The organism is Novosphingobium aromaticivorans DSM 12444 (assembly GCF_000013325.1).
Lineage (GTDB): Bacteria > Pseudomonadota > Alphaproteobacteria > Sphingomonadales > Sphingomonadaceae > Novosphingobium > Novosphingobium aromaticivorans.
Map to the genome: position 1 here is coordinate 1,932,748 of NC_007794.1, position 25,857 is coordinate 1,958,604.

Here is a 25,857-nt window from a genome sequence, read left to right on the forward strand (position 1 = left end):
GTGTACGATTGCGTCCGCGGCGATCAGTGTCAATCACCACTGGGCGGGGCAGGTTTCGACCTTTGCCGGTTCGAGCGGCGTCCATCCAAGATCCGCGATCACGTCGTTGCTTTCCCGCGCAGTTCGCGTTTCGTCGAGCGACCATGTGATGTGCCAGACCATTCCGTCGGGGCGTCGCGTGGAGCCGTCGATCGCGACGACCATCGCTTCCACCCCCTTGCCGTCGTCCGACCGCCCGACGATGCGAACGTCGGTTTGCGCCGGTGGCAGCGGGCACGACGACGACACTGTCAGCGTGACATGGTCTGCAATCGCACGTGGATATCGTGGCGGATGTACTGCCAGAAGCGCGTTCCGGCTTTCAGGCGCGAGCTTCCAGCCCGTGGTCATGGTCAGGATCCGGGGGGTGATGGGGCGGGGAGCAGGCAATCCGTTCCCCGCCCTTTCAAGCGGAGGGTGACTTAACGCGGCGTGACAAGGGCGCCGGTCACCCAGATGATGGTCAATGCGCCGATCGCGAGGAACAGGCCGATTGCCAGCACCCAACGGACGATATTGTAGGTATCGCCCCCTCGCGCTTCGTTCGTCGTGATGTGCGTTTCTTCGCCGTGACGTTCCATGGCGCTTCTCCTTCGGAAATAGTCCGGTGCTTGCCGGATCTACGCATGGGGAAGCGCCATGTTCCGGAGACTGCCCGGATGGGCAGTGCCCGGGCTGGCCGTCAATCGCGCAGGAGTTCGTTGATTCCGGTCTTGCTGCGGGTCTGGGCATCGACCGTCTTGACGATCACGGCGCAGTAGAGCGAGGGGCCGGGCGTGCCGTCGGGCAGGGGCTTGCCGGGCATCGCGCCGGGAACGACGACAGCGTAGGGCGGAACGCGGCCGATGTGGACTTCGCCGGTCTGGCGGTCGACGATCTTGGTCGAAGCGCCGAGATAGACGCCCATCGACAGCACGGCGCCTTCGCCCACGATCACGCCTTCGGCCACTTCCGAACGCGCGCCGATGAACGCGCCGTCCTCGATGATGACGGGGCCGGCCTGGAGCGGTTCAAGGACGCCGCCGATGCCTGCACCGCCCGAGATGTGGACGTTCTTGCCGATCTGCGCGCAGGAGCCGACGGTCGCCCAGGTGTCGACCATCGTGCCCTCGTCGACGAAAGCGCCGATGTTCACGAAGCTGGGCATCAGGACCACGCCCTTGCCGATGTGCGCGCCCTTGCGCGCGACAGCGCCGGGAACGACGCGGAAGCCGGCCTCGCGGAAGCGGTTCTCGCCCCAGCCGGAGAACTTGGACGGAACCTTGTCGAATGCAGGCGCGCCGCCCGCGCCATGATCGATCACGGCATTGTCGTTGAGGCGGAACGAGAGGAGCACGGCCTTCTTCAGCCACTGGTTGACCTGCCACTGGCCGTCTATCTTCTCGGCGACGCGAGCCTTGCCGCTGTCGAGCAGCTCGAGCGCGGCCTCGACCACTTCGCGAACGGCATCGCTGGCCGGGGTGACGTTGGCACGGTCTTCCCAAGCGGCTTCGATTGCGGCTTCGAGCGAGGCGGCGGTCATGGCGTTTCTCCCTTGGGGATCGGTCTGGAACAAAATTGCGCGCCGCCTAGCCCAGCGGGGGCATATCGGCAAGCGCCGCAATCGTATGATCGAGCCAGGCGACGATGTCGTCGGTGACTACGTCGATCGCGGCATCGTCCTTGGCGCGATCGCCCCAGTCGGTGGCGAGGTCGAGCCAGACGGTCTGCATTCCGAGCGCCTTGGCCGGGGCGAGGTTGCGGGCCATGTCCTCGACGAAGACCGAGGTTTCCGGAGTGATGCCCAGGGCCTCGATCATGCCGATGTAGGCTGAAGGTTCGGGCTTGGGTTTGTAGGCCATCGCGTGGATGTCCCACATGGCTTCGAAGCTGTCCGAAAGATCGAGTGCTGCCAGCACCCTGGCGGCATAGGCATCGTCGCCGTTGGTGAAGAGGATCTTACGGCCGGGAAGGGCGGCCAGCCGATCTGCAAGGCGCGGAGCAGCGGCCAGCGGGCTCATGTCGATCTCGTGGACGAAGCCAAGGAACTCGTACGGGTCCGTGGCGTGGTAGTGCATCAGCCCTGAAAGCGTGGTGCCATGATCATGGAAGTAGAGCTTCTGCACGCGGCGGGCTTCCATCTCGTCGCAGCAGAGAAGTTCCTGGATGAACAGCCCCATGCGCTGGTCGATCTGGTCGAACAGGCGCGTGGACGGAGGATAGAGCGTGTTGTCGAGATCGAAGATCCAGCAGTCAACGCGCGAAGGGTCGAAAGGCATTTCAGGCGGTCCTGCTAAAGCTGTGTCATTCGGCATTTACCGTTTGGGGGTTATCAGCAAGAGACGGTGATGGCCACGGTGCGGTGGCTTTCGACAGGGAATCGCGATGATTGCGTGGAAGTTCGCGGGGCAATCGGCCCTTTTGGTTCTGGCCTTGGCCCTGACAGGCTGCGGTGGAGGCGGCGGAGTAGCGAGCACGCCGACGCCGACGCCGACGCCCAGCCCGACCCCATCGCCGGCCCCCACGCCAACGCCGACGCCCACGCCCACGCCCACGCCTACGCCGGTTTCCTACAATACCGCCGAATATCGCAATTCGGACGGCCCCGTGTTCCACGGCGCGATTACCGCGTGGGAAGCGGGGGCATCCGGCGCGGGGACGACGATTGCCATCGTGGACAGCGGGATCGATACCGCCAACAGCGAGTTCGCGGGCCGGATCTCGTCAGCATCGGCGGACGTCGCCGGATCGCGCGGCGTAAGGAACACCGGGGACGATCACGGAACGCAGGTCGCGCTCGTCGCGGCGGCAGCGCGCAACGATTACGGAGTGATGGGCATCGCCTGGGGCGCCACAGTACAGATGCTGCGCGCGGATACACCCGGAACCTGCGCAAGTGCGGATGGGTGCACATTCTCCGACACGAACATCGCCGAAGGAATCGACGCAGCGGTTGGAGCGGGCGCCCGGGTGGTCAATCTCTCGCTTGGTGGCGAAGCGGCGGATACAAACCTGCGCGCCGCCGTCGCCCGCGCCACGTCCGCCGGGCTGATCGTGGTGGTATCAGCCGGCAACGACGGGCAGAGCACCGATCCGGCCATTGACCCGAACAACCCCGACCCCTTCGCGGTGTCGCTGCTCCAGGCAGGCGGTGGCAACGTGATCATCGTCGGATCGGTCAGCTCCGCCGGGCTGGTCTCGGACTTCAGCAACCGTGCAGGCTCGTCGGCATCCTCGTTCCTCATGGCCCAAGGCGAGACGATCTGCTGCGTGTACGAAGGCAGCCAGATCCGCGTGGTCGACGGTTTCCGCACGGCCGTGAATGGAACAAGCTTCGCCGCGCCCCAGGTCTCGGGCGCGGTCGCTCTTCTCGCCCAGGCGTTCCCGAACCTCACGGGCGCGCAAATCGTCAGCCTCCTGCTGAGTACGGCGCGCGAGGGCGGGGCAATCGGCACCGACCCTATCTACGGGCGCGGCATTCTCGATATCGCGCGAGCCTTTTCGCCGCAGGGTAGCACTGGCCTCGCCGGAACCAGCGTCGCCGTCTCGCTCGACAGCGTTGCGGGCACGACTTCGGGCGCGATGGGCGATGCGGTTTCGGGGGCCTCGCTCGGCACGGTCATGCTCGACGGCTACGGCAGGGCCTATGCTCTCGATCTCGGACGGGGGCTCCGTTTCGGTCAGGCGCGTCAGCCCTTGCTGGAGGCGCTGCGGGCCGGGGCGCGGCCAACCGGGTTCGAGGCCGGCGACGTGTCGCTCGCCTTCTCCGTGGACCGGCGGTTCGGGGCCGTGCCGTTGCGCCTTGCGCCGGGCGAGCGGGAGCAGGCTCGCGTGCTGGCATCGACGCTGGTGACGCGGATCGGGAACGCGCGCGAACTCGCGCTCGGATGGAACACATCCTCCGATGCGCTGGCGGCACGTTTGCAGAAACGGCGCGAGGCGCAGTTCCTCGTCGCCGGTACGGCCAATGGCATGTTCGAGCGTCCCGAGCTTGGCTTCGCGGCACGGCAGAGGTTCGGCGGCATGGGCGTCACCGTCAGCGGCGGTCGCAGCCTTGTCTGGCGGCCCGAAGCATTGCGCGACCGTCGCGAGGACAGGCTGGCGCGCCTTGGCGTGGCGTTGGATGGCCACGGGGGCGATGCCCTCGACTGGCGGCTTGGCCTGGGCCTCATGCGCGAGGAGCGTACCGTGCTGGGCGCACGCTTCGCCGATGCGCTGGGCGGCGGCGGTGCCACGACCGGCACGATCGAGCCCGGCGTTACCTGGCGGCCGATGCGCGGATGGCACGTGGGCGCAACGGGCAGCCTGGGCTTCACCCGGGTCGCGGGAACCTCTGTGGCGCCCGGCGGGTCGAGGCTGGTGTCGTCGTCGTGGGCGTTCGACGTTGCGCGCGATGGCGCCCTGATCGAGGGCGACCGCCTTGGCCTGCGCCTGTCGCAGCCGTTGCGGGTGGAAAGCGGCGGGTTGGCGCTGAACCTTCCGGTCGCTTGGGACTATGCGACGCAGACTGCCCGTTTTGGCCGCGTCCCTTTATCCCTTGCGCCAAAGGGGCGCGAGCTTGACGCGGAAGTGGCGTGGTCGGCGCGGCTGTGGGACGGCGCCTTTTCCGCCAGCCTGTTCTGGCGGCGCGATCCGGGGCACTTCGCCGCCGCGCCCGACGATGCCGGCGGGGCGGTGCGCTGGACGGCGGGGTTCTAGGTCGTAAACTCATGGAGGGCGCCATCGAGGTTTGAGGCAGAACGGCCTAGCTCTTTGGGGACAGGTGGCGAAGCCGCGCGCCTTCGCCGTCTTCCAACACGTAGAGCGATCCGTCGGGTGCCTGCTCTATCTCGCGGATGCGGTTGCCGAGGTCGATGCGCTCCACTTCGCGGGCCTTGTCGCCCTCGATAGCGACGCGCACGATGCCCCCCGAGCCGAGCCCCGCGATCAGGGCCTGCCCCTGCCACTGCGGGAATGCCTTGCCAGTGTAGAAGATCATGTCCCCCGGCGCGATCACCGGGTTCCAGCTTATCGCCGGGGCGGCGAGGTCGGGTCGGGTCTTGTGGCGCGGGATCGGCTTGCCGTCGTAGTGATCGCCGTCCGACACCAGGGGCCAGCCGTAGTTCTTCCCCGGCTCGACCAGATTGATCTCGTCCCCGCCCGCCGGTCCATGCTCGAGATCCCACAGGCGGCCGTCGGGCGAGAAGACGAGGCCGAGCAGGTTGCGGTGGCCGTAGGACCAGATCTGCGCCGAAACTCCGCCCTTGTCCGCAAACGGATTGCCCGGCGCGGGCGTCCCGTCGGGCAGGAGGCGGACGACCTTGCCGAGGTTGCCGGTCAGGTCTTGCGCGGGGGTGAACTTCTGTCGCTCGCCCGAGGAAACGAAAAGGTACTTGCCGTCCGGTGAGAATGCGATGCGGTGAGAGTAGTGCCCGCGCCCGGTGACTTTCGGGAACTGTCGCCAGATCACCTCCAGCCCTTCGAGACGAGGCGTGCCGCCCAGCACAAGCCTTGCCACCGCGACGACCGCGCCGCGGGCGTCGCCCGAACCCGCCTCGGCCCAGCTTAGATAGACCTTACCGCTGGTTGCATAGTCGGGCGCCGCGACGATGTCGCCGAGCCCGCCCTGGCCGCCGTAGTCCACGACGGGGGCGCCCGCGACCTCCACCGTCCGGCTTTCACCCTCGCGCCAGACCTTGAGCTTGCCCTTGCGTTCGGTGATCAGAGCGAGGTCGGTTCCGGGCAGGAAGGTCATTGCCCACGGCTCGTCGAAGGTCGCGACGTCGGTGATCGACATGCCTTGTGCCGCCTCGTCCGATCCTTGGGCCGAAATCGGAGCGCCGCAACTTGCGAGGAGAAGAGCGAGAGGCGATAGCGAGCGCAGGATCGGATTCGTCATGGCTCTCACAATGCTCCCGAATGCCACTTGTGCCACTTCCTTTTCGTCCATGGTCACCATCGGCGTGGACGAGGCTGGTCGTGGGCCCTTGGCGGGGCCGGTAGTTGCTGCGGCGGTGGTGCTGTGCAAGCCGCGCCCATCAGGGCTCGACGATTCCAAGAAGCTCAGCGCTGCGCGACGGGCGGAGCTTGAAGAGAAGATCAAGCGGCGCTGCCGGTGGGCCGTGGGCGTCGTGGAACCGGATGAGATCGACCGGCTCAACATCTTCGGCGCGACGATGCTGGCGATGACGCTGGCCGTCGGCGCGCTGTGCGAACAGCTTGCCCATGACGAGGACGTGGGCGAAGTGCTGGTCGACGGAAACCTGACCCCGCATGGCCGGCGGCCCGAGTGGTGCTGGCCAGCGCGGCCCATCGTGGGCGGGGATGCCCTCGAACCCTGCATTTCGGCCGCCTCGATCATCGCAAAGGAACATCGCGACCGCCTGATGCGCGAGGCCGCTCTGGCACACCCGCACTACGGGTGGGAGCGCAATGCAGGGTATGGAACGCCCGAGCATCTGGCGGCCCTGCGCGAACATGGCCCAACGCCGCTCCACCGCCGCAGCTTCGCGCCGGTCGCGCAGTTGCAGCTTCTCTGATCGTTCGCCCTTGCTTCGCTCTGCACGCAATGCCGAGGGGGCGGGAAATTTTTTGCGGGTGAGTCCGCGGGGGCACACCACTAGATGTTGAGTCCGTGCAGTCCTGCCAGACTCAACATGTCGAAATAGACTCTTTTCGTTCTCATCTCCCGCTGGCTGCGACTCGCCGAAATCTGGCGAGTCGCAGCTTGACGGCGAGTCCGCGATGACTCAAACGGTGGGCTTATCCACAAGGGGTCAGGGACTAGATATGGCAGTTGCAACCAAGGAACGCGCTAAGGCTCTTCGCGCGGCACCGGCAAAGGTGCTGAAGGCAGACATCGCGCTGCCCGTGAACCAGATCCTGCGCGGCGATTGCATTGCCGAGATGCGCAAGCTGCCCGACGCCTCCATCGACATGATCTTCGCCGATCCGCCCTACAACCTCCAGCTTGGCGGCGATCTGGCTCGTCCCGATGGCAGCCATGTGGACGCCGTCACCAACGATTGGGACAAGTTCTCGAGCTTTGCCGCCTACGACAAGTTCACGCGCGAATGGCTGGTCGAGGCGCGCCGCCTGCTGAAGCCGGATGGTTCGATCTGGGTGATCGGCAGCTACCACAACATCTTCCGCGTGGGTGCGCTGCTGCAGGATCTGGGGTTCTGGATTCTCAACGACATCATCTGGCGCAAGGCCAACCCGATGCCCAATTTCAAGGGCACCCGCTTCACCAACGCGCACGAAACGCTGATCTGGGCGTCGAAGAGCGAGAAGTCGAAGTACACCTTCAACTATCGCGCGATGAAGACCCTGAACGACGAATTGCAGATGCGCTCCGACTGGGTTCTGCCGATCTGTTCGGGGCCGGAGCGCCTGCGCCGCAACGGCACCAAGGCGCACCCGACGCAGAAGCCAGAGGCGCTGCTCTATCGCGTGATGCTTGCGACGACCAACAAGGGCGACGTCGTGCTGGACCCGTTTTTCGGCACTGGCACCACCGGCGCGGTGGCCAAGCGGCTTGGCCGCAACTGGATCGGCTGCGAACGCGAGGATGACTACATCGAGGTCGCCAACGAGCGCATCGAACTGGCGCTGCCGCTTGACGAAAGCGCGCTGACGACGATGCAGTCGAAGCGTAGCGCGCCCAAGGTGGCGTTCGGCGCACTGGTCGAAAGCGGTTATCTGGCTCCCGGCACGCGGCTCACGGCCAAGAAGGGGCGGTTCAATGCGGTCGTTCGCGCCGACGGGTCGCTTCAGTCCGAAGCCGAGATCGGTTCGATCCACGGGCTCGGGGCAAAGCTCCAGGGTGCGCCTTCGTGCAATGGCTGGACGTTCTGGCATGTCGAGCACGAAGGCGAGGTGAAGCCGATCGACGCTCTGCGCCAGCTCTACCTGCTCGCCGTGGAAGATTGATCCTCTTGCCAGCGTACTGCGCCCCCGCCTAGGCGGGGGCAGGGGCAAAGGGCCCTGGCGGGGACTGGAAATGCTGAAAGTCTACATTCGTCCGATCGCGCTGGCCGACAGCCCCCAGTCGGAGGAAGGCGAGGCCATCCGTCTAGGGGGCGGGCTGGTCTATGCAAGCCGCTTCGCGCTGATCGTCCGCGACGGCGCGCGGGTCGTGTCGCGCCGCCGATTTTCGGTGCCCGAAGTTTCGAGAGCTTTTGGCGCCCTGCCGGATGGCCTTGCCGCAGAAGCTGCGGCCCAGTGGGACAACCTGCGCCGCGTCCATCAGCCGATTGGCTGTGGCCAGCGCATGCTGCGGCTCGACCAGCCGCAGGTCATGGGCATTCTCAACGTAACGCCCGACAGCTTCTCCGACGGGGGCAAGTTCCTCGACAGGCCCGAGACTGCGCTCGAACACGCTCACGCGATGCTTGCGGCGGGCGCGGCGCTGATCGACGTCGGCGGGGAATCGACCCGCCCCGGCGCCGCCGCCGTCTGGGAAGGCGACGAGGCGAAGCGCGTGGTCCCGGTCATCGAGGCCCTGGCCGCTTCCGGCGCCGCGATCTCGATAGACAGTCGCCGATCTACGGTGATCGAGGCGGCGCTTGCCGCAGGCGCACACATCGTCAACGACGTTTCGGCAATGCGCCACGATCCGCGCACGGCGGAAATCGTGGCCGCCAGCGGTGCGCCGGTCGTGCTGATGCATGCGCCAGGAAGCGACGGCGACCTCCATGCCGATGGCGAATATGCGGATGTGGTGCTCGACGTCTTCGATGCCTTGCGCGAACGGCGCGACGCGGCGCTAGCCGGCGGGATCGCTCCCGAGAAGATCCTTCTCGATCCGGGCATCGGCTTCGGCAAGTCGCTCGCGGAGAATCTGGCGCTGGTGAACGCCCTGCCGATGTTCCACGCGCTGGGCCACCCGATCCTTTTCGGGGCGAGCCGCAAGCGCATGATCGGCGCGCTATCCAACGAGGCGCCGGCGCACCAGCGCATGGCTGGTTCGGTTATGCTGGCGCTGAAGGCGATGGACGCCGGATGCCAGATGGTCCGCGTTCACGATGTGGCCGAGACGGTTCAGGCCCTGCATGTCTGGCGCGGGCTGCGCGACGCGGCGTTGACGGATTTCAGCCAACTGGCCTGACGTCAGGCCGCGTTGTCGATCCCGAGCTCGGACAGCTTGCGGTAGAGCGTCGAGCGCCCGATGCCGAGCCTTCTGGCGACCTCGGTCATGCGGCCGCGATAGTGGCCGATGGCCAGGCGGATGACGTCCGCTTCGATGTCTTCCAGCGGGCGCAGGTTTCCGTCGGCCGCGAACAGAGTGATGCCGGCTCCGTCCGTAACGCTGGGCGCGCGGCGGCTTCCTTCGCCGATCATGTTCGAAAGGCTCGGGAAATCCTGCGCGGTCAGCGCCTCGCCGTCGCAGAACACGGCGGCGCGGAACAGTGTGGCCTGCAATTGCCGAACATTGCCTGGCCAGTCGTAGGCGGCAAGCAGGGCGAGGGCGCCGTCGGTGATGCCGAGCGGCCTGAGCCCCGGCTGCTCGCCGATGCGCGCCAGGAAATGGCGGGCAAGAGCCGGGATGTCGGCGGGCCGTTCGCGCAAGGACGGAAGCTGGACCTGCGTCTGCGTCAGCAGGGCATGAAGGTCAGCGTCGAAATCGCCGATATGGACGAGGTCGCGCAAGCCCGCGTTGGCGCAGACGATGAGGCGTACATCGACCCGGAACGAGTGGCGCGCGCCCACGGGCTGGATGTCCCCCCGCGTGAGGAAACGCACGAGCCGTTCCTGGACGGACGCTGGAAGTCGGTCGACCTCGTCGATCACCAGCGTGCCGCCGTCTGCATGCTGGAACATGCCGATGTTGCGTTCGAATGCGCCGGGGAAGGCGCCTTTTTCATGCCCGAACAGGGCGGATTCGAGTTGGCTGGCCGAAGTGCCGCCGGCATTGACGATGCGCAAGGGCGCCTTGGCGCGTGGGCTAGCGGCGTGCATGGCGCGGACGAGCATTTCCTTGCCGGTGCCGCTTTCGCCTTCGATCAGGACGGTGCCGTGCGTGCGAGCGGCCTTTGCCGCGACAGCCAGCGCGGCCCGGAACGCGGGCGAGGCGCCGATCATCGAATCGAAGTCGAGCGTCGCGCCGATCTTCTCGGTCAGCGGTTGCAACTCGCTCGCGCTGGTCTCGCGCGAGGTGGCGCTGCGCAACGCCTGGAGCAGGCGCTCGGGTGCGACCGGCTTGATGAGATAGTCGGTGGCCCCGGCGCGCATCGCTTCGACCGCGAGAAGCGGCGAACTGCTTGTCGTCAGCATCAGGATCGGCAGGGCGGGGCGCCGCGCCTTGAGTTCGGCGATAAGGGTGCAGGCATCGTCGCCTGGCACCCACTGGTCGAGGATGATCGCGCCGAGCTGCATGCCCTGGCGGGTGCCGAGCGTGGCGATCGCGCTTTCGGAATCGCGCGCGATGATCGTGCGCCACCCCTCCCGCGATGCCAGCGCCGAAATCAGGCGGCACTGCGCGGGTTCATCGTCGATCAGCATGAGAAGGCGCTGTTCGGACTCCTGCATGACCTAGTCTTTTGACTCCCCCGCATTTGCGTCAGGAGCAAACCAATAGCCAGATTGGGTAAAGAGGCGATTAAGCGCGATCCGACCGTTCCGGCGTTGATCGGTGGGGAACGGGTCGCTAGAGCAATGCCGCCGCGCCGACCTGGCGCTTAATGTTGGGGATGAAAATGGCTTCTGCTAACGACATGAAGGCCGCTCAGGCCACCTATTCCGGTTTCGTCAATATGTTGAAGTGGTCGACGCCGGCAATCTGCCTCATCGTCTTCCTGATCATCCTGGCGATCCAGTAAGCCACGCATGGCGGGGGCAATGAAGATCGCCGTCCTCAGGGAACGCGCGACGGGGGAGACCAGGGTTTCGGCAACGCCGGAAACCGTGAAGAAGTTCATTGCCCTTGGGGCAACAGTTGCAATTGAAGAAGGTGCAGGCATTACCGCCTCGATTTCCGACGAGGATTATCGCGCGGTGGGCGCCGAAGTCGTGTCCAGTCCGGCAAACGGGGCGGACATCGTGCTTGGCGTCCAGGGCCCCGAGCCCGAACTGCTGGCGGGCGTGAAGCCCGGTGCCTGGATCGTGGCCGGGCTTGATCCATTCGTGAAGCGCGCCCGCGTGGACGCTTATGCGGCCGCCGGCCTTGAAGCGCTGGCGATGGAGTTCATGCCGCGCATTACACGTGCACAGTCGATGGACATCCTGTCGTCGCAGTCGAACCTTGCCGGCTACAAGGCCGTGCTGGTGGCCGCCAACCTTTATGGTCGCGCGTTCCCGATGATGATGACGGCGGCGGGCACCGTCTCTGCCGCCAAGGCTTTTGTCATGGGCGTCGGCGTTGCCGGCCTCCAGGCCATCGCCACCGCTCGCCGTCTCGGCGCGCAGGTTTCGGCGACCGACGTCCGTTCGGCAACGAAGGAGCAGATCCAGTCGCTCGGTGCCAAGCCGATCTTCGTGGAAAGCGTTGCGGGCATCGAAGGCGAGGGCGCCGGCGGCTATGCCACGGAAATGTCCGAGGAATACCAGAAGGCCCAGGCCGAGCTGGTGAGCGCGCATATCGCCAAGCAGGACATCGTCATCACCACGGCGCTGATCCCGGGCCGCGCCGCGCCGCGCCTGATTTCCGATGCGCAGATTGCCACGATGAAGCCCGGTTCGGTCATCTTCGACCTTGCCGTGGCCCAGGGCGGCAACGTCGAGGGTTCGGTGCCCGACCAGGTTGTCGAGAAGCACGGCGTGAAGATCGTCGGCTACTCGAACACGCCCGCGCACCTGCCGGCCGACGCTTCGGCGCTGTTCAGCCGCAACCTCTACAACTTCCTCTCGGCCTTCTGGGACAAGGAACAGGGCAAGCCCGTTCTGGACGAGGAAATCGGCAACGCCATCCGCCTGACGCAGGGCGGCAAGGTGGTCAACGAACGTCTGCTCGGCTGAGGGGGCCTGACATGGACTTCATATCGATCCTGAGCATTTTCGTGCTCGCCTGCTTTGTCGGGTACTACGTCGTCTGGTCGGTCACGCCGGCCCTTCACACGCCGCTGATGGCGGTAACGAACGCCATTTCTTCTGTCATCGTGGTCGGCGCGCTTGTCGCTTCGGCAGCGGCCGGTAGCCCTTCGGCCAAGTGGCTTGGGCTGGGTGCGGTCGTTCTGGCAAGCGTCAACATCTTCGGCGGGTTCGCCGTGACCGCGCGCATGCTGGCGATGTACAAGAAGAAGGAGAAGAAGTGATGGAACACGTCGCTGTCTCTCCCTGGGTCGCACTGGCCTATCTCGTCTCGGGCGTCCTGTTCATCCTCGCGCTGCGCGGGCTTTCCAGCCCCGCGACGAGCCGCGCGGGCAACCGCTATGGCATGATCGGCATGACCATCGCGGTCGCCACGACGCTGCTCACGCACGAGATCGCCAGTCTGCCGGAAATCCTCGTGGCGCTGGCTATCGGTGGTGGCATTGGCTTCGTCATTGCGCGCAAGATCGCGATGACCGACATGCCGCAGCTGGTTGCCGCGTTTCACTCGCTGGTCGGTCTGGCTGCGGTGCTGGTGGGCCTTGCGGCCTACCTGAACCCCGGCGCCTTCGGGATCATGCTGCCGGACGGTCAGATCAACCCGGTCAGCCGCATCGAGCTGGGCCTCGGCATCGCCATCGGTGCGATCACGTTCTCGGGCTCGGTCATCGCGTTCCTCAAGCTTGCCGGCAAGATGAGCGGATCGCCGATCCTGCTGCCGGGACGCCATGTGCTGAACCTCGGCACGCTGATCGCGATCGTCGGGCTGGTGGCATACTTCACGCAGGACCAGTCGGCCTGGGTGATCGCGACGATCACGGTGCTCTCGTTCATCATCGGCTTCCTGCTGATCATCCCGATCGGCGGCGCGGACATGCCGGTGGTCGTCTCGATGCTCAACTCGTACTCGGGCTGGGCAGCGGCGGCGATGGGCTTCACGCTGCACAACACCGCGATGATCGTGACCGGCGCTCTGGTCGGCTCGTCGGGTGCGATCCTCTCGTACATCATGTGCAAGGCGATGAATCGCGGGTTCCTCGCCGTTATCGCGGGCGGCTTCGGTGCCGAAGCTGCTGCCGGTGGCGGCGCCGCGAAGGAACAGCGCCCGTGGAAGCGCGGGTCCGCCGAAGACGCGGCCTACATGATGAAGGAAGCCGAGAACGTCATCATCATCCCGGGCTACGGCATGGCCGTGTCCCAGGCGCAGCACGCGCTGCGCGAGATGGGCGACGTGCTCAAGAAGGAAGGCGTCAACGTCAAATACGCCATCCACCCGGTCGCGGGCCGCATGCCCGGCCACATGAACGTGCTGCTGGCCGAAGCCAACGTGCCCTACGATGAAGTGTTCGAGCTGGAGGACATCAACAGCGAGTTCGCGCAGGCCGACGTGGCCTTCATCATCGGCGCCAACGACGTGGTCAATCCGGCCGCGAAGACCGACAAGTCCTCGCCGATCTACGGCATGCCGGTGTTCGACGTCGACAAGGCCAAGACGATCTTCTTCGTCAAGCGCTCGATGGGCGGCGTGGGCTATGCTGGCGTTGACAACGACGTGTTCTACATGGACCAGACGATGATGCTCCTGGCCGACGCCAAGAAGATGGTCGAGGACATCGTCAAGGCGCTCCAGCACTGATGAAAGCGCGCATCGCTCCCGCCGCTTTGGCCCTGGCGCTGGCGGCGGGAGCATGCTCGCCTTCGAAACTGGCTTATGGAAAGGTCCGCTCGGCGCTGGTCGATGCGGGCCTTTCCGATTCCGATGCCGTCTGCATGGCCGAACGGATGACCGACCGGCTGTCCCTGGGACAGCTGAAGCGACTGCAGGCGCTGCAAGGGGCCAAGCGCGGGCTTGCCGACTATGTCGCGGCCGTCCGGCGGCTTGGCGATGCCGAACTGCTCGGCGTCACTTCGAGCTCCGCCGCGCTCTGCGCCACGGGCCTCGCGCCAGAGAAGTCGGGCGGCTGATCCGCGCCGATACCTCCGTAATGGATGACGTGAACCGGTGGAAAGCGCCCGCGAAGCGGTGAAAGGAGCCGCGCGGGCGGTAGACGCTCGCCCCGGCCTTGCGTAATGCCCCACAGTACAGGGGACCGTTATCCCGCGGGGAGTTCAAGCGTTGCGAAAGATCGGCCTTATCGGCGGAATGAGCTGGGTCTCGACCCGCACATATTACGAAGACATCAACCAGCTCGTCCAGGCGCGCACCAGCAAGATCGCCAGTGCGCCCATGCTGATCGAGAGCCTGGACTTCACCAACCTCATCCGCCTGTCCACGCCCGAGCAATGGGCCCACGCCGCAGGCGTGCTGACGGACAGCGCGCGCCGTCTCGAACAGGCCGGAGCGACGGCGCTGCTGATCGGGGCCAACTCGATGCACAAGGTCTATGATCAGGTCGCGGGCGCGGTTTCGATCCCGGTAATCCACATCGCGGACGCGGTGGGCGTTCGGATGAAGGCCGACGGCGTGACCAATGCGACGATCCTTGGCACGCACAACGTCGTGATGGAGAGCTTCTACCGCAAGCGCCTTGTCAGCCACGGCATCAACCTTCTGCCGCCGGTCCTTGGCGAAGTCGACGAGATGGACCGCATCATCTACGAGGAACTGATGCAGGGCCGCGCCACCCGCTCGGCCGAACGCACGTTCAAGACCATGCTGACCAACATGGGCCAGCGCGGCGCGCAGGCTGCGGTCCTGGGGTGCACCGAACTCGACATGGTGATCGACGTCGACGCCAACGTCCTGCCGATCTATGACGGTACGCGCATCCACGCCGAGGCGGCGGTCGACTGGATCCTTGGGGGCTGAGAGCGGAACATTGGCATCGTCTCATCGTCACCCTGAACGTGTTTCAGGGTCCATCGCTCGGCACGAGTGGACCGCGTTGGACCGCAAATGGATGCTGAAACACGTTCAGCATGACGGAATGCCCGGAGGCGGTGCATGATTGCTTGCGCGCCTTACGCCAGTGACCCGGCGCGCACCCGGGGGCGGGAGTTCGGTGTGGATGACAAGGCCTCGCGAGGCCCGCGCAGCGCGTTCCAGCGCGACCGCGACCGGATCATCCATTCCATCGCCTTCCGCCGCCTGCGCCACAAAACGCAGGTGTTCATCGCTCCCGATGGCGACCACTACCGCGTCCGCCTCACCCATAGCCTCGAGGTTGCCCAGATCGGCCGCGTGATCGCCCGCGCGCTCGGCCTGGACGAGGACCTGACCGAGGCGCTCTGCCTTGCGCATGATATCGGCCATCCTCCTTTCGGCCACGCGGGCGAGGATGCGCTGGAAGAAGCGATGGCTGGCTCGGGCGGGTTCGATCACAACGCCAATACGCTGCGCGTGCTGATGCGGCTCGAAAGCCCCTACTGCGGGCACGAGGGCCTCAACCTCACCTGGGAAACGCTGGAAGGGCTGGCGAAGCACAACGGCCCCATCTTGAAACCCTCCTGGGCGCTGGAGGAACTCGACGCCGCCTTTCCGCTCGACCTTGCGACCTTCGCCTCGCTGGAAGCGCAGGTCGCCGCGATCTCCGACGATATCGCCTACGACAACCACGACATCGACGACGGGCTGCGGGCAGGCTTCCTTTGCCTGGACGACCTGATGCAGCTCCCCTCGGTGGCCGAACAGTGGCGGGGGATAGAGCGCCGCTTTCCCGGTGCGCCGCAGGACCGGATGCTGCGCGAACTGGTGCGCGGGCAGATCGGCCGCATGGTCAACGACGTGATCGGGGAAGCTCGCACCCGGATTGCCGAGACAGGAGTGGAAACCGTCGAGGACGTGCGTGCTGCCGGTCGTCCGCTCGCCAGCTTCTCCGCCGCGATGGGCGAGGAAGAACGCGCGCTCAAGCAGTTCATGTACCAGCGGCTCTATCTCCACGACGAACAGCGCCAGACCGCCGACCGGGCACGCGAAGTCATCGCCGCGCTCTTTTCCGCGTTCGCCGCCGATCCTTCGCAGATGCCCGCAAGCTGGCAGGCGAACCTTCCGGCGCAGGAACCCGCGCGGACGCGCCACATCGCGGACTTCATCGCCGGCATGACCGATCGCTATGCGATCGACAGCTATGCCCGGCTCTTCGGCCACGCTCCGGAGGGACTCAGCAATGTCTGACCAGACCCGCGTCGTCCTTGTCGGCTCAACCGGCCTGATCGGCCGCGCCGTGATGGCGGAGGCGGTAGGGCGCCCGGACATTCATCTCGTCGCCGTCGCTCGCCGCGAAGTGCCCCTGCCCAAGGGGGCGCGGATGGAAATGCTGCTGTCCGACCCCGAACACTGGCCCGATGCCATCGCCGCTGGTCGCCCGCACACGGTCGTCATTGCGCTGGGCACGACGATCAAGGCGGTGGGCGGCGACAGGCAGGCCTTTCGCGCGGTCGATCACGATCTGGTGATGGCAGCCGCCGTTGCCGCGAAGGAAGCGGGTGCGCGGCAGCTCATCGTCGTGTCCTCGGTCGGGGCGCGGTTCTCGTCCAGGAACTTCTACCTCTCGGTCAAGGGTGAGGTCGAGGACCGTCTTGCCAAGCTGCATTTCGACCGCCTCGACATGATCCGGCCGGGCCTGCTTCGCGGCCATCGCGAGGGCCCGCCGCGCGCCGGGGAGCGGATCGGCATGATCCTGAGCCCGCTGCTCGACCTCTTGCTGGTGGGCAAGCTGCGCAAGTACCGTTCGGCGCGCGACAGCGACGTGGCTCGTGCGATCCTCGCCTTGGCGGGGGCGAAGCAGCGTGGCCGCTTTGTCCACGAGCATGACGAACTACGCCGTATTCTGGGGCGCGACGTGGGCCGGGGATAAGCGTGGCGCAGTCCGGTTGACTTCGCCGGGCCGCGCAGCGATGAGGGCGCGTCGCTGATCGCGCGGGAGAGTTCTCTCGATTCGTTCAGGATCGAGAGACGCCGAAGGAGCAACCGCCCCGGAATCTCTCAGGCAAATGGACCGCGTTGGTCGATAGCGACGCTCTGGAAAGTGCCACTCCCACAAAGGGAAGGGCCGCCGAAGGGGTAACCCCATCCAAACCCGTCTGGAGAGGCGGGCGGGGGAAAGCTCTCAGGTTTCCGTGACAGAGGGGGCGCCGAATGGCGTCTGAACTGCACGGGAACGATATTTGTGAGCGACACATACGAAAACCCAGACCTTGATCCCGACGTGCCGACCGGTCCGTTGGCCCTGCCGCTCGACCAGTGGCACCGCGCACGCGGCGGTCGCATGGTCGATTTCGCCGGCTACTGGATGCCGGTCCAATACAACGGAGAAGGCGGGGGCATCATCGCCGAGCATCTCTGGACCCGCGAGAGCGCCGGGTTTTTCGATGTTTCGCACATGGGCCAAATCTACGTTTCGGGTGAAGGCGCTGAGGCCGCGCTCGAAGCCATCCTGCCGATCGACCTGTCCACGCTTCCGCTCGGCGGGGCGCGCTACTCGCTACTGCTGAACGAAGACGGCGGGATACTCGATGACCTGATGGTCACGCGCTGGGGCACCGGCTTCTACCTGGTCGTCAACGGCGCGACCAAGTGGGACGATATCGGCCACCTGCGCGAATACCTGCCGGACGAGGTGACGCTCAACCACCTCGAAGACAACGCGCTCTTCGCGCTCCAGGGCCCGGCCGCCTGCGCGGCGCTGGAGCCCTTGGTAAAGGGCGAGCAACCGCTCTCGGCACTCACCTTCATGCGCGGCGCGGCATTCAGGCTGGGCGGCGTGGATGCGTGGATCAGCCGCTCGGGATACACCGGCGAGGACGGGTTCGAAATCTCCGTCCCCTCGACCAAGGCCGCGGAACTGGCGGACCTGATCTGCGCGCAGCCGCAGGTGAAGACCATCGGCCTTGGCGCGCGCGACAGCCTGCGCCTTGAAGCCGGCCTTCCGCTCTACGGCCACGACATGACCGACACGGTCGATCCGGTCAGCGCGGACCTTCTGTTCGGCATCAACAAGCGCCGCCGCAACGAGGGCGGCTTCGTCGGGGCCGACAAGGTCCTGCCGTTGATCGCCAGCGGCGCCGCCACGCGCCGCGTCGGCCTCGCCATCGAGGGCCGCATGGCCGCGCGCGAAGGTGCGACAGTGCTTTCGAACGACGCCGAAGTCGGCACCGTCACCTCCGGCGGTTTCTCGCCCAGCCTCGAGCGGCCCATCGCCATGGCCTATGTGCCGGTCGATCTGGCCGCGCCGGGCACCGCCCTTTCCATCGACGTGCGCGGACGCAAGCTCGCCGCCAGCGTCGTGTCCATGCCTTTCGTTCCCCACCGTTATCACCGCAAAGGAGCCGCCTGATGACCCGCTATTTCACCAAGGACCACGAATGGATCGCGGTCGAGGGCAGCGAAGCGACCGTCGGCATCACCGACTACGCACAGAGCCAGCTCGGTGACATCACCTTCGTCGAACTGCCCGGCGAGGGCAGCGAAGTCGGCAAGGGCGACAGCGCATCGGTGGTGGACAGCGTCAAGGCCGCGTCGGACGTGTACGCCCCGGTTTCGGGCAAGGTCACTCTCGCCAATGCCGCGCTCGAAGAGCAGCCCGAACTGGTCAACACCGACCCTGAAGGCGAGGGCTGGCTGTGGAAGATGACCCTGGCCGATGCCGCCGAACTCGACGGCCTGATGGACGAGGCTGCCTATCAGGCCTACGTCGCGGAGCTTTGACACGATGCGTTATCTTCCCCTGACCGACGCCGACCGGAGCGCCATGCTCTCGGTCGTCGGCGCGGGTTCCGTCGACGAGCTGTTCGCCGACGTTCCCGCCGAAGCGCGGCTTTCCGCGCCCATCGCCGGCCTGCCGAACCATGCCAGCGAGATGGCGGTCGAGCGCCACATGGCGCGCCTTTCCGCCAACAACGTGACGGCCGGATCGGTGCCGTTCTTCCTCGGCGCTGGCGCTTATCGCCACCATGTCCCCGCCACCGTCGATCACATGATCCAGCGCGGCGAGTTCCTGACGGCATACACGCCCTACCAGCCCGAAATCGCGCAAGGCACGCTCCAGGTCCTGTTCGAGTTCCAGACCCAGGTCGCGCGGCTGTTCGGCACCGATGTCGCCAACGCATCGCTCTATGATGGCTCGACCGCGTGCTGGGAAGCGATTGCCATGGCAGGCCGCATCACCAAGCGCGGCAAGGCCCTGCTTTCGGGCGGCCTGCACCCGCACTATGTCGAGACCGCGCGGACGATGGCCAGGTTCACCGGCGACGTTCTGGATACCAGCGCACCGGTGCTTACCGCCGCGCCCGATGACGATGCGCTCGTCGCCAGGATCGATGGCGAGACTTCCTGCGTCGTCGTGCAGTACCCGGACATTCTGGGACGCATCCCCGACCTGGCGAAGATCGCAGCCGCCGCGCAGGCGCAAGGCGCGCTTCTGATCACGGTCGTCACCGAACCCGTCGCCCTTGGCGTCCTGCAAAGCCCGGGCAGCCTCGGCGCGGACATCGTCGTGGGCGAGGGGCAGTCGCTTGGCGTCGGCCTCCAGTTCGGCGGGCCCTACCTTGGCCTGTTCGGTTGTCGCGAGAAGTACCTGCGCCAGATCCCGGGCCGCCTCTGCGGCGAAACCGTGGATGCCGACGGCAAGCGAGGCTTCGTGCTTACGCTTTCCACGCGCGAGCAGCATATCCGCCGCGAGAAGGCGACGAGCAACATCTGCACCAACTCCGGCCTTTGCGCGCTGGCGTTCTCGATCCACCTGACGCTGCTTGGCGGTTCGGGCCTCGCCGACATGGCAAGGCTCAGCCACCTTGCCGCGCGCAAGACGGCGGCGGCGCTGGCGCAGGTATCCGGGATCGAAGTGGTCAACAGCCATTTCTTCAACGAGTTCACCGTGGCGCTGCCACACGACGCGCGGCAGATTGTCCGCGATCTTGCCGACCGGCATGTCCTCGGCGGCGTTTCGCTCGGCCGTCTCTATCCACAGGAAGCGGCGCTGGCGAACGGCATGGTCGTTGCCGCCACCGAATGCACGACGGACGAGGATATCGCGGCCCTTGTTGCCGCGCTGAAGGAGGTGCTGGCATGAACGCGATCAACCCCACCGGTTGGCGCCCTTCGATGGGCGAGAACGTGCCTGCAGGCGGCGTCCAGACCTTTACCGGCAACCGCGCGTTGCAACTCGAGGAAGCGCTCATCTTCGAACTCGGCCAGGCCGACCGTTCGGGCGTGGACTTCCCCGAAACGGACGGGATCGACCTTTCCGCGCTGGGCCCGCTCGCCCGCGCTGAACGGCCGGACCTGCCGGGCCTGTCGGAGCCGGAGGCCGTGCGCCACTACACCCGCCTTTCGCGCCAGAACTATGCGATCGATCTCGGGCTGTTTCCGCTCGGCTCGTGCACGATGAAGCACAATCCGCGCCTTGATGAAAAGGTCGCGCGCATGCCCGGCTTTGCCGATGTCCACCCGCTTCAGCCCGTCCAGACGGTGCAGGGCGCGCTTGGCGTCATCAACGAGCTGGCGCATTGGCTGATCGAACTGACCGGCATGCACGGCGTCGCCATGACGCCCAAGGCCGGTGCCCACGGCGAGCTGTGCGGGCTGCTGTGCATCCGCGCCGCGCTGGAAGCGAAGGGCGATCCGCGCAACGTGATCCTTGTTCCCGAAAGCGCGCACGGCACCAACCCCGCCACCGCCGCCTTCGCCGGGTTCAAGGTCGAGAACATCCCAGCCACGCCCGATGGCCGCGTCGATACCGCCGCGCTCACCGCGCGCCTGGGGCCGGACATCGCCGGGGTGATGATCACCAACCCCAACACCTGTGGCCTGTTCGAGCGCGATCTCAAGGTCATTGCCGATGCGGTCCATGCCGCGGGCGGCTATGTCTATTGCGACGGTGCGAACTTCAACGCGATCGTCGGGCGCGTTCGTCCGGGCGATCTCGGCGTCGACGCGATGCATATCAACCTGCACAAGACCTTCTCGACGCCCCACGGCGGCGGCGGTCCGGGTTCGGGACCGGTGGTCCTTTCCGAAGCGCTTTCGCCCTTTGGTCCGTTGCCGTTCACGGCGCGGCAGGCGGACGGTTCGATCCGGCTGATCGAGGAGGAACACGCGCATGAGGAACACCCCCAGGCTTTCGGCCGGATGTGCGCGTTCCACGGCCAGATGGGCATGTTCACCCGTGCGCTCGCCTATATCCTGAGCCACGGAGCGGACGGACTGCGCCAGGTTTCGGGCGATGCCGTGCTCAACGCCAACTATGTCCTGCGCAGCCTCGACGACGTTCTCGATGCTCCGTTCGGCGCGGCGGGCCCGTGCATGCACGAGGCATTGTTCTCGGACGACGGCTTTGCCGAAGGCTTCTCGACGCTCGATCTTGCCAAGGGCCTGATCGACGAGGGCTATCACCCGATGACGGTGTACTTCCCGCTGGTCGTCCACGGCGCGATGCTGGTTGAGCCGACCGAGACCGAGAGCAAGGCCGGGCTCGACCAGTTCATCGGCGCAATGCGCTCGCTGGCCGAACGCGCGCGGGCAGGGGACGAGGCGCTCAAGTCGGCGCCGCATCTCGCGCCCCGGCGCCGGCTCGACGAAACGCTGGCGGCGCGCAAGCCCAGGCTGGTCTGGTCCAGCCAGGCCTGAACGACCTGACGGGAACGGAAAAGGGCCGCCCCGGCTTGCCGGGACGGCCCTTGTTTCCTGTCGGCATCTTGCCGGCGTCAGTTGATGGCTTCCTCGCCTGCGTTGGCCGCGGACTCGAGGTCCTGGCCGGCACCCTTCACGGTGTTGCAGGCAGTGGCGCCAAGCAGAAGGCCACCCATCATGGTGGCAAAGACGATCTTGCGGATCATGGTACTCACCTTTCGAACTTTCAGGTAAGGCGCGGGGCGCCTCACGGACTGGACGAGAGGAAGAACGCCGGACCGATGGCCCGGTTCCGTCACGGGGCCGATCGGGCAGGCACCCTTGCCTTCGCAAGCACGTGTTCGCGCCAGGCGATCAGAAGGCTCGCTCCGATGATGACGGGCGCGCCGATCCACGTTGTCGCGGGAGGAAGGTGGTTGAAGATCAGCCAGCCCCAGAACGTCGCCCACGCAAGCTGGACGTAATCGACCACGATCACGCTCGACACCGAGCCATAGCGTAGCGAGGCAGTCATCGCGATCTGCGCGAATAGGCCGGTGAGGCCGATGCCGCCAAGCATCAGCCAGCCCGTCGTATCGTGGTGCGCGCCCGTGCTCAGCAGGCCGAGCGCGAGCACCGGCGCGCTGAACGCGGAGAAGTAGAACACGACCGTCAGTGGCTCCTCGGTCCGACCGAGATCGCGCACCTGGACTGTCACCAGCGCCACCATGAAGGCCGCGCCAATGCCGACGGCGACGCCGAACAGCGGCAGGCTGCCTGTGTCCGGACCCGCGATGATGACGACGCCGACGAGGCCCATCATCACTGCGGTCCACCGCCAAACGCCGACTTTCTCCTTCAGCATCAACGCCGAAAGGATGACGGCGAACATCGGCGTGGTGAAGCCCAGGATGGTCGCCTCGGCCAGCGGCAGCAGGCGCACGACGCCCAGCGTCAGGAACATGCCGGTGCCGCCGATCAGGGCACGCCGGGCATGAATCCATGGACGCCTGGTCTTCAGCCGGTACAGTTGTCCGCGCGACAGCAACCACACGAAGATCGAGACTGCGGGCAGCGCTTGCCGCCAGAACAGCGTTTCAGGCAAGGCAATGCCTCGCTCTCCGGTAAGCTTGACCAAGAGAAGCATGACCGAGAACAGCACCGTTGCGACGAGGCGCAGCGCCAGGGCGAGCATCGGTCGGTCGTGCGAAGACATGGCAAGCCCATAGGACATGAGGGCTTGCGATCAACCCTTTCCTTGCCCATCTGGCGGGCCATGGAAGATTGGTTCGCGCGCATCTGGGAGTTTCACGCAAGCGCCGGCGCGCTGGCCCTCGCCATAGCGATGCTTGCGGTCTGGGCAGAGCGTCGCCGCATGCGCCGCGTCAACCTTGATGCGGTCGGGTTCATGCCGTGGACGGTGATCTACCTGATCGCCTTCCTTGCCGCCTGTATTCTCCTCGGCCTCGCGGCGCGGGAGTGGTTCGCGGCCTAGGCCGTTTACGGCCTAGAGGCAGGCCTCGAGATAGGCCTGGTCGAACCCGAACTGGCGCGCCTTTTCAAGAGTGTATGGGCGCAGGCCGGAGGACCGGAACTCGCCGATGATCTTGCCTTCGTCGGTCTCGTCCAGATATTCGAACTTGAACAGTTCCTGCGTCACGATCACGTCGCCTTCCATCCCGATCACTTCGGTGATGTTGGTCGTGCGACGCGAACCATCGCGCAGGCGCTTGACCTGAACGATCAGGTCGACCGATTCCGCGATCTGGCGGCTGATGGCCTCCTTGGGGATCTTGATATCGCCCATCAGGATCATGTTTTCCATACGGCCAAGGCATTCGCGCGGGCTGTTGGCGTGAAGCGTGCACATCGACCCGTCGTGGCCGGTGTTCATCGCCGCCAGAAGGTCGAAGCATTCTGCGCCACGGATTTCGCCCAGGATGATGCGGTCGGGACGCATGCGCAGCGCGTTCTTCACAAGGTCGCCGATGGTGATCGCACCCTGGCCTTCAAGGTTCGGCGGACGCGTTTCCAGCGGAAGCCAGTGCGGCTGCTGCAAGCGGAGTTCGGCCGCGTCCTCGATGGTCAACACGCGCTCGCCCGGGTCGATCATCTTCGACAGGGCGTTGAGCATCGTCGTCTTGCCCGAACCGGTACCGCCCGAGATGACCACGTTCATGCGGCTTGCGCCGGCGATCTTGAGGCAGGTCGCCATCTTGTCCGACATCGAGCCGAAGTCGCGCAGCATGTCGATCGTGATCGGCTTTTCGGAGAACTTGCGGATCGAGATCGCGGTGCCGCGCAGCGACAGCGGCGGCACGATCACGTTGACGCGGCTGCCGTCCTTGAGGCGGGCGTCGGCCAGCGGCGTGGTCTGGTCGACGCGGCGGCCGACCTGGTTGACGATGCGCTGGGCGATCTGGAACAGGTGGCTTTCGTCGCGAAAACGGATCGGGGCAAGTTGCAGCTTGCCCTTCTTTTCGATGTAGGTCTGCTCAGGTCCGTTGACCATGATGTCGGAAACGTCCGGGTCGTTGAGCAGCTCTTCCAGCGGACCGAAGCCGAGCAGCTCGTCGATCAGCACCTTTTCCAGCGCGAACTGCTCGCGCCTGTTCAGCGTGACCTTCAGCTCGGCCAGCACTTCCATGATGATCGGCCGGAATTCCTCGGACAGCTCGTCCTTGGTCAGGGTCGCGGCCGCTTCCGGATCGACGCGCTCGAGCAGGCGCGGCAGCACCTGTTCCTTGATCTTGTGGACCGAGGCTTCGAACCCTTCGGCCTGGTAATTGCCCTCGGCAACCGCGTTGGCGCGGTCCGCCAGGCGCGACAGCGCATCGGCCTTCAGGGCAGCCGCGCTCGACGGGGCGTCCATGTCCTCCATCGACGGGATCGGCGGGAACTGGTCCCCTCCCATCGGCATGGGCATCGGGACGGGCATCGGCGTGGAAGCCGACGACGGCGCGGCGCCCGTGGCCCCGGCTTCGCCTCCACGCATCGGGCGGGCCACGCCGAACGAGGGGCGACCTCCGCCGGAATTGCCTGCAATGCCGTTCTTTCGCCCGAAAGCGCTCATCGTGCAATCTTCCCGTCCATCTGCCGATTTTTCTACGCGCCAATCTTTTATGAAAGGCTAACCGTTGACGGCAGATGGCGGTCTATGCGCGGGTCATGGTTAGAAAATCGTTTATGCGGACGGTTTACGAAATGGTTGCTGCCAGATTGAAACAGGTTCGGTAACATCCGGTTTTTACCGCATTTCTGTGTGGAGCGAGAAGTCGAAGGCGACTAGAGCCCCTGCCGGGGATGTAACAATCGGCAGCCGGTGCCCTCCGGCGCTTTCCAGGGAACGTCGCGCTTGCAAGACAGTCACAGATCCGCGCTGATTTTCGCGCTTCTCGGCTTTGCCCTGCTTTCGGTCGGCGATGCGGTGGTCAAGAGTATGGCGGGCATGTGGCCGGGAACCGCGATCGGCGCGCTGCGCTACGTCTTCGGCGCAGTCGGCCTGGGGATCGTACTGCTGCTTCGCGAAGGGCCTTCGGGCTTCGCGTTTCCGAAGCCGCGCTGGCAGGTGTTGCGGGGCTTCTGCGTGGCGATGTCGGCCATGTCGTTCTTCAGCGCCGTGCACCTGATGCCGATTGGAGAGGCGACCGCGATTTCCTTTACGAGCCCGATGATTACGGCGCTTCTTGCAGCAGTGCTGCTAAAGGAGCCGCTGCGACGCGAGACCTGGATCGCCAGCATCGTGGCATTCGGCGGCGTGCTGCTGATCCTGCGCCCGAACTTCGGCCTGCTGGGCCTTGCAGCGCTGCTGCCCATGGTCTCCGCGACGGGGATGGCGCTGCTCATTATCGCGAACCGCAAGGTGGCCGGAATGGGGAGCGCGCTTTCGATGCAGTTCAACGTCGCGCTGATCGGCAGCCTGTTCCTTTGCATCGCCACATTGTCCGGCCATTTCAGCGGGGTGGCCTTCTTCGCGGTCCAGGTTCCGGCAATGTCCGTGATCGCCAAGTGCGCGCTCATCGCGGTCAGTGCCAGCACGGCCCATGCGCTTATCTACATGGCGACGACGCGTGCCGGCGCAGCCACGATCGCGCCGATGACCTACGTCCAGCTTCTCATGGCCGGTGTGCTGGGCTGGGGCCTGTTCGGCGAGCGGCCGGACGGGGTTGCGGCTGCCGGGGCGGTCATCATCGTGGGCGCGGGGCTCTACCTGTGGAGAGCGGGCCGCGCACCCGAAGAGCCGACGATGACCGACTGATTGTGAATGAATACAGCACTTCAAGGCG

General features: G+C 65.9%; 27 protein-coding genes and 2 riboswitches. Of the genes, 18 read left to right on the forward strand and 9 right to left on the reverse strand.

What is annotated here, in order from left to right; all coding sequences use genetic code 11:
- Positions 1-33: 33 nt before the first annotated feature.
- The 4 genes from SARO_RS09180 to SARO_RS09190 all read right to left on the reverse strand — a co-directional run bounded on the left by SARO_RS09180 (position 34) and on the right by SARO_RS09190 (position 2,297).
- Positions 34-390, reverse strand: a complete 357-nt coding sequence (locus SARO_RS09180; RefSeq protein ID WP_041550264.1) for a hypothetical protein — start codon at positions 388-390, stop codon at positions 34-36.
- A gap of 71 nt (positions 391-461) precedes the next feature.
- Positions 462-620 (reverse strand): hypothetical protein, encoded by a 159-nt coding sequence (locus tag SARO_RS21335; protein WP_176929335.1) that lies wholly within the window; start codon positions 618-620, stop codon positions 462-464.
- Positions 621-721: 101 nt separating this feature from the next.
- Positions 722-1,561 (reverse strand): 2,3,4,5-tetrahydropyridine-2,6-dicarboxylate N-succinyltransferase, encoded by an 840-nt coding sequence (gene dapD / locus SARO_RS09185; RefSeq protein ID WP_011445485.1) that lies wholly within the window; start codon positions 1,559-1,561, stop codon positions 722-724.
- 46 nt (positions 1,562-1,607) lie between these two features.
- Complete coding sequence (locus SARO_RS09190) at positions 1,608-2,297, reverse strand: pyrimidine 5'-nucleotidase (RefSeq protein ID WP_011445486.1); 690 nt, start codon at positions 2,295-2,297, stop codon at positions 1,608-1,610.
- Positions 2,298-2,403: 106 nt separating this feature from the next.
- On the opposite strand from SARO_RS09190, the gene SARO_RS09195 reads away from it, so the two are divergent.
- Positions 2,404-4,716: a S8 family peptidase gene (locus SARO_RS09195; protein WP_011445487.1), complete on the forward strand. Its 2,313-nt coding sequence runs from the start codon at positions 2,404-2,406 to the stop codon at positions 4,714-4,716.
- A 46-nt stretch (positions 4,717-4,762) separates the two neighbouring features.
- On the opposite strand, the gene SARO_RS09200 is transcribed toward SARO_RS09195, so the two are convergent.
- Positions 4,763-5,896, reverse strand: a complete 1,134-nt coding sequence (locus SARO_RS09200; RefSeq protein WP_011445488.1) for a PQQ-dependent sugar dehydrogenase — start codon at positions 5,894-5,896, stop codon at positions 4,763-4,765.
- 49 nt (positions 5,897-5,945) lie between these two features.
- Here SARO_RS09200 and SARO_RS09205 point away from each other — a divergent pair, with 49 nt between their 5' ends.
- The 3 genes from SARO_RS09205 (at position 5,946) to folP (ending at position 9,106) form a co-directional block, all read left to right on the forward strand.
- On the forward strand, positions 5,946-6,536 hold the full coding sequence (locus tag SARO_RS09205) for a ribonuclease HII (protein ID WP_011445489.1): 591 nt from the start codon (positions 5,946-5,948) through the stop codon (positions 6,534-6,536).
- Between the two features lie 250 nt (positions 6,537-6,786).
- Positions 6,787-7,929, forward strand: a complete 1,143-nt coding sequence (locus SARO_RS09210; protein WP_011445490.1) for a site-specific DNA-methyltransferase — start codon at positions 6,787-6,789, stop codon at positions 7,927-7,929.
- A gap of 70 nt (positions 7,930-7,999) precedes the next feature.
- Entirely contained in the window at positions 8,000-9,106 is a 1,107-nt protein-coding gene (folP, locus tag SARO_RS09215; RefSeq protein ID WP_011445491.1) for a dihydropteroate synthase, read from the forward strand.
- Between the two features lie 2 nt (positions 9,107-9,108).
- Here the strand turns inward: folP and SARO_RS09220 are convergent, their stop codons facing one another.
- On the reverse strand, positions 9,109-10,527 hold the full coding sequence (locus SARO_RS09220) for a sigma-54-dependent transcriptional regulator (protein WP_011445492.1): 1,419 nt from the start codon (positions 10,525-10,527) through the stop codon (positions 9,109-9,111).
- Between the two features lie 167 nt (positions 10,528-10,694).
- Between SARO_RS09220 and SARO_RS20660 the strand changes: the two genes are divergently transcribed.
- The 12 genes from SARO_RS20660 to gcvPB all read left to right on the forward strand — a co-directional run bounded on the left by SARO_RS20660 (position 10,695) and on the right by gcvPB (position 21,589).
- Complete coding sequence (locus SARO_RS20660) at positions 10,695-10,817, forward strand: aa3-type cytochrome c oxidase subunit IV (RefSeq protein ID WP_234007337.1); 123 nt, start codon at positions 10,695-10,697, stop codon at positions 10,815-10,817.
- A gap of 19 nt (positions 10,818-10,836) precedes the next feature.
- Complete coding sequence (locus tag SARO_RS09225; protein WP_041550265.1) at positions 10,837-11,952, forward strand: NAD(P) transhydrogenase subunit alpha; 1,116 nt, start codon at positions 10,837-10,839, stop codon at positions 11,950-11,952.
- An 11-nt stretch (positions 11,953-11,963) separates the two neighbouring features.
- Complete coding sequence (locus SARO_RS09230) at positions 11,964-12,248, forward strand: NAD(P) transhydrogenase subunit alpha (RefSeq protein WP_011445494.1); 285 nt, start codon at positions 11,964-11,966, stop codon at positions 12,246-12,248.
- Complete coding sequence (locus SARO_RS09235; RefSeq protein WP_011445495.1) at positions 12,248-13,660, forward strand: NAD(P)(+) transhydrogenase (Re/Si-specific) subunit beta; 1,413 nt, start codon at positions 12,248-12,250, stop codon at positions 13,658-13,660. Before SARO_RS09230 ends, SARO_RS09235 begins: the two co-directional genes overlap by 1 nt.
- Positions 13,660-13,989, forward strand: coding sequence for a hypothetical protein (locus SARO_RS09240; protein ID WP_011445496.1), 330 nt, complete (start codon positions 13,660-13,662; stop codon positions 13,987-13,989). Before SARO_RS09235 ends, SARO_RS09240 begins: the two co-directional genes overlap by 1 nt.
- A gap of 151 nt (positions 13,990-14,140) precedes the next feature.
- Positions 14,141-14,833, forward strand: coding sequence for an aspartate/glutamate racemase family protein (locus tag SARO_RS09245; RefSeq protein ID WP_011445497.1), 693 nt, complete (start codon positions 14,141-14,143; stop codon positions 14,831-14,833).
- 135 nt (positions 14,834-14,968) lie between these two features.
- Positions 14,969-16,138, forward strand: coding sequence for a deoxyguanosinetriphosphate triphosphohydrolase (locus tag SARO_RS09250; protein ID WP_011445498.1), 1,170 nt, complete (start codon positions 14,969-14,971; stop codon positions 16,136-16,138).
- A complete protein-coding gene (locus SARO_RS09255; RefSeq protein ID WP_011445499.1) occupies positions 16,131-16,820 on the forward strand; it encodes an NAD(P)H-binding protein in 690 nt (229 codons plus the stop codon). Before SARO_RS09250 ends, SARO_RS09255 begins: the two co-directional genes overlap by 8 nt.
- A 53-nt stretch (positions 16,821-16,873) precedes the next feature.
- Positions 16,874-16,974, forward strand: a riboswitch (glycine riboswitch).
- Positions 16,975-17,099: riboswitch (glycine riboswitch) on the forward strand.
- A 33-nt stretch (positions 17,100-17,132) separates the two neighbouring features.
- Entirely contained in the window at positions 17,133-18,299 is a 1,167-nt protein-coding gene (gene gcvT / locus SARO_RS09260; protein ID WP_011445500.1) for a glycine cleavage system aminomethyltransferase GcvT, read from the forward strand.
- Positions 18,299-18,670, forward strand: coding sequence for a glycine cleavage system protein GcvH (gene gcvH / locus SARO_RS09265; RefSeq protein WP_011445501.1), 372 nt, complete (start codon positions 18,299-18,301; stop codon positions 18,668-18,670). Before gcvT ends, gcvH begins: the two co-directional genes overlap by 1 nt.
- Before the next feature lie 4 nt (positions 18,671-18,674).
- Positions 18,675-20,033 (forward strand): aminomethyl-transferring glycine dehydrogenase subunit GcvPA, encoded by a 1,359-nt coding sequence (gene gcvPA / locus SARO_RS09270; protein ID WP_011445502.1) that lies wholly within the window; start codon positions 18,675-18,677, stop codon positions 20,031-20,033.
- Positions 20,030-21,589 (forward strand): aminomethyl-transferring glycine dehydrogenase subunit GcvPB, encoded by a 1,560-nt coding sequence (gcvPB, locus tag SARO_RS09275; RefSeq protein WP_011445503.1) that lies wholly within the window; start codon positions 20,030-20,032, stop codon positions 21,587-21,589. The genes gcvPA and gcvPB overlap by 4 nt, the downstream gene beginning before the upstream one ends.
- A 77-nt stretch (positions 21,590-21,666) precedes the next feature.
- Here the strand turns inward: gcvPB and SARO_RS09280 are convergent, their stop codons facing one another.
- Both SARO_RS09280 and SARO_RS09285 read right to left on the reverse strand, forming a co-directional pair.
- Positions 21,667-21,798: an entericidin A/B family lipoprotein gene (locus tag SARO_RS09280; RefSeq protein WP_041550267.1), complete on the reverse strand. Its 132-nt coding sequence runs from the start codon at positions 21,796-21,798 to the stop codon at positions 21,667-21,669.
- Between the two features lie 89 nt (positions 21,799-21,887).
- Complete coding sequence (locus tag SARO_RS09285) at positions 21,888-22,787, reverse strand: DMT family transporter (protein ID WP_041550268.1); 900 nt, start codon at positions 22,785-22,787, stop codon at positions 21,888-21,890.
- 60 nt (positions 22,788-22,847) lie between these two features.
- On the opposite strand from SARO_RS09285, the gene SARO_RS09290 reads away from it, so the two are divergent.
- Entirely contained in the window at positions 22,848-23,066 is a 219-nt protein-coding gene (locus tag SARO_RS09290) for a hypothetical protein (protein WP_049759361.1), read from the forward strand.
- 12 nt (positions 23,067-23,078) lie between these two features.
- Here SARO_RS09290 and SARO_RS09295 read toward each other — a convergent pair whose 3' ends face one another.
- Positions 23,079-24,644 (reverse strand): CpaF family protein, encoded by a 1,566-nt coding sequence (locus SARO_RS09295; protein WP_011445506.1) that lies wholly within the window; start codon positions 24,642-24,644, stop codon positions 23,079-23,081.
- 282 nt (positions 24,645-24,926) lie between these two features.
- Between SARO_RS09295 and SARO_RS09300 the strand changes: the two genes are divergently transcribed.
- On the forward strand, positions 24,927-25,829 hold the full coding sequence (locus SARO_RS09300) for a DMT family transporter (RefSeq protein WP_011445507.1): 903 nt from the start codon (positions 24,927-24,929) through the stop codon (positions 25,827-25,829).
- Positions 25,830-25,857 lie beyond the last annotated feature (28 nt).

Excerpts from the sequence above, each read along its gene's own strand:
- SARO_RS09180 (WP_041550264.1), bottom strand. The coding sequence starts at position 390 with ATGACCACGGGCTGGAAGCTCGCGCCTGAAAGCCGGAACGCGCTTCTG.
- SARO_RS21335 (WP_176929335.1), bottom strand. The coding sequence starts at position 620 with ATGGAACGTCACGGCGAAGAAACGCACATCACGACGAACGAAGCGCGA.
- dapD (WP_011445485.1), bottom strand. The coding sequence starts at position 1,561 with ATGACCGCCGCCTCGCTCGAAGCCGCAATCGAAGCCGCTTGGGAAGAC.
- SARO_RS09190 (WP_011445486.1), bottom strand. The coding sequence starts at position 2,297 with ATGCCTTTCGACCCTTCGCGCGTTGACTGCTGGATCTTCGATCTCGAC.
- SARO_RS09195 (WP_011445487.1), top strand. The coding sequence starts at position 2,404 with ATGATTGCGTGGAAGTTCGCGGGGCAATCGGCCCTTTTGGTTCTGGCC.
- SARO_RS09200 (WP_011445488.1), bottom strand. The coding sequence starts at position 5,896 with ATGACGAATCCGATCCTGCGCTCGCTATCGCCTCTCGCTCTTCTCCTC.
- SARO_RS09205 (WP_011445489.1), top strand. The coding sequence starts at position 5,946 with ATGGTCACCATCGGCGTGGACGAGGCTGGTCGTGGGCCCTTGGCGGGG.
- SARO_RS09210 (WP_011445490.1), top strand. The coding sequence starts at position 6,787 with ATGGCAGTTGCAACCAAGGAACGCGCTAAGGCTCTTCGCGCGGCACCG.
- folP (WP_011445491.1), top strand. The coding sequence starts at position 8,000 with ATGCTGAAAGTCTACATTCGTCCGATCGCGCTGGCCGACAGCCCCCAG.
- SARO_RS09220 (WP_011445492.1), bottom strand. The coding sequence starts at position 10,527 with ATGCAGGAGTCCGAACAGCGCCTTCTCATGCTGATCGACGATGAACCC.
- SARO_RS20660 (WP_234007337.1), top strand. The coding sequence starts at position 10,695 with ATGGCTTCTGCTAACGACATGAAGGCCGCTCAGGCCACCTATTCCGGT.
- SARO_RS09225 (WP_041550265.1), top strand. The coding sequence starts at position 10,837 with ATGAAGATCGCCGTCCTCAGGGAACGCGCGACGGGGGAGACCAGGGTT.
- SARO_RS09230 (WP_011445494.1), top strand. The coding sequence starts at position 11,964 with ATGGACTTCATATCGATCCTGAGCATTTTCGTGCTCGCCTGCTTTGTC.
- SARO_RS09235 (WP_011445495.1), top strand. The coding sequence starts at position 12,248 with ATGGAACACGTCGCTGTCTCTCCCTGGGTCGCACTGGCCTATCTCGTC.
- SARO_RS09240 (WP_011445496.1), top strand. The coding sequence starts at position 13,660 with ATGAAAGCGCGCATCGCTCCCGCCGCTTTGGCCCTGGCGCTGGCGGCG.
- SARO_RS09250 (WP_011445498.1), top strand. The coding sequence starts at position 14,969 with ATGATTGCTTGCGCGCCTTACGCCAGTGACCCGGCGCGCACCCGGGGG.
- SARO_RS09255 (WP_011445499.1), top strand. The coding sequence starts at position 16,131 with ATGTCTGACCAGACCCGCGTCGTCCTTGTCGGCTCAACCGGCCTGATC.
- gcvH (WP_011445501.1), top strand. The coding sequence starts at position 18,299 with ATGACCCGCTATTTCACCAAGGACCACGAATGGATCGCGGTCGAGGGC.
- gcvPA (WP_011445502.1), top strand. The coding sequence starts at position 18,675 with ATGCGTTATCTTCCCCTGACCGACGCCGACCGGAGCGCCATGCTCTCG.
- gcvPB (WP_011445503.1), top strand. The coding sequence starts at position 20,030 with ATGAACGCGATCAACCCCACCGGTTGGCGCCCTTCGATGGGCGAGAAC.
- SARO_RS09280 (WP_041550267.1), bottom strand. The coding sequence starts at position 21,798 with ATGATCCGCAAGATCGTCTTTGCCACCATGATGGGTGGCCTTCTGCTT.
- SARO_RS09285 (WP_041550268.1), bottom strand. The coding sequence starts at position 22,787 with ATGTCTTCGCACGACCGACCGATGCTCGCCCTGGCGCTGCGCCTCGTC.
- SARO_RS09290 (WP_049759361.1), top strand. The coding sequence starts at position 22,848 with ATGGAAGATTGGTTCGCGCGCATCTGGGAGTTTCACGCAAGCGCCGGC.
- SARO_RS09295 (WP_011445506.1), bottom strand. The coding sequence starts at position 24,644 with ATGAGCGCTTTCGGGCGAAAGAACGGCATTGCAGGCAATTCCGGCGGA.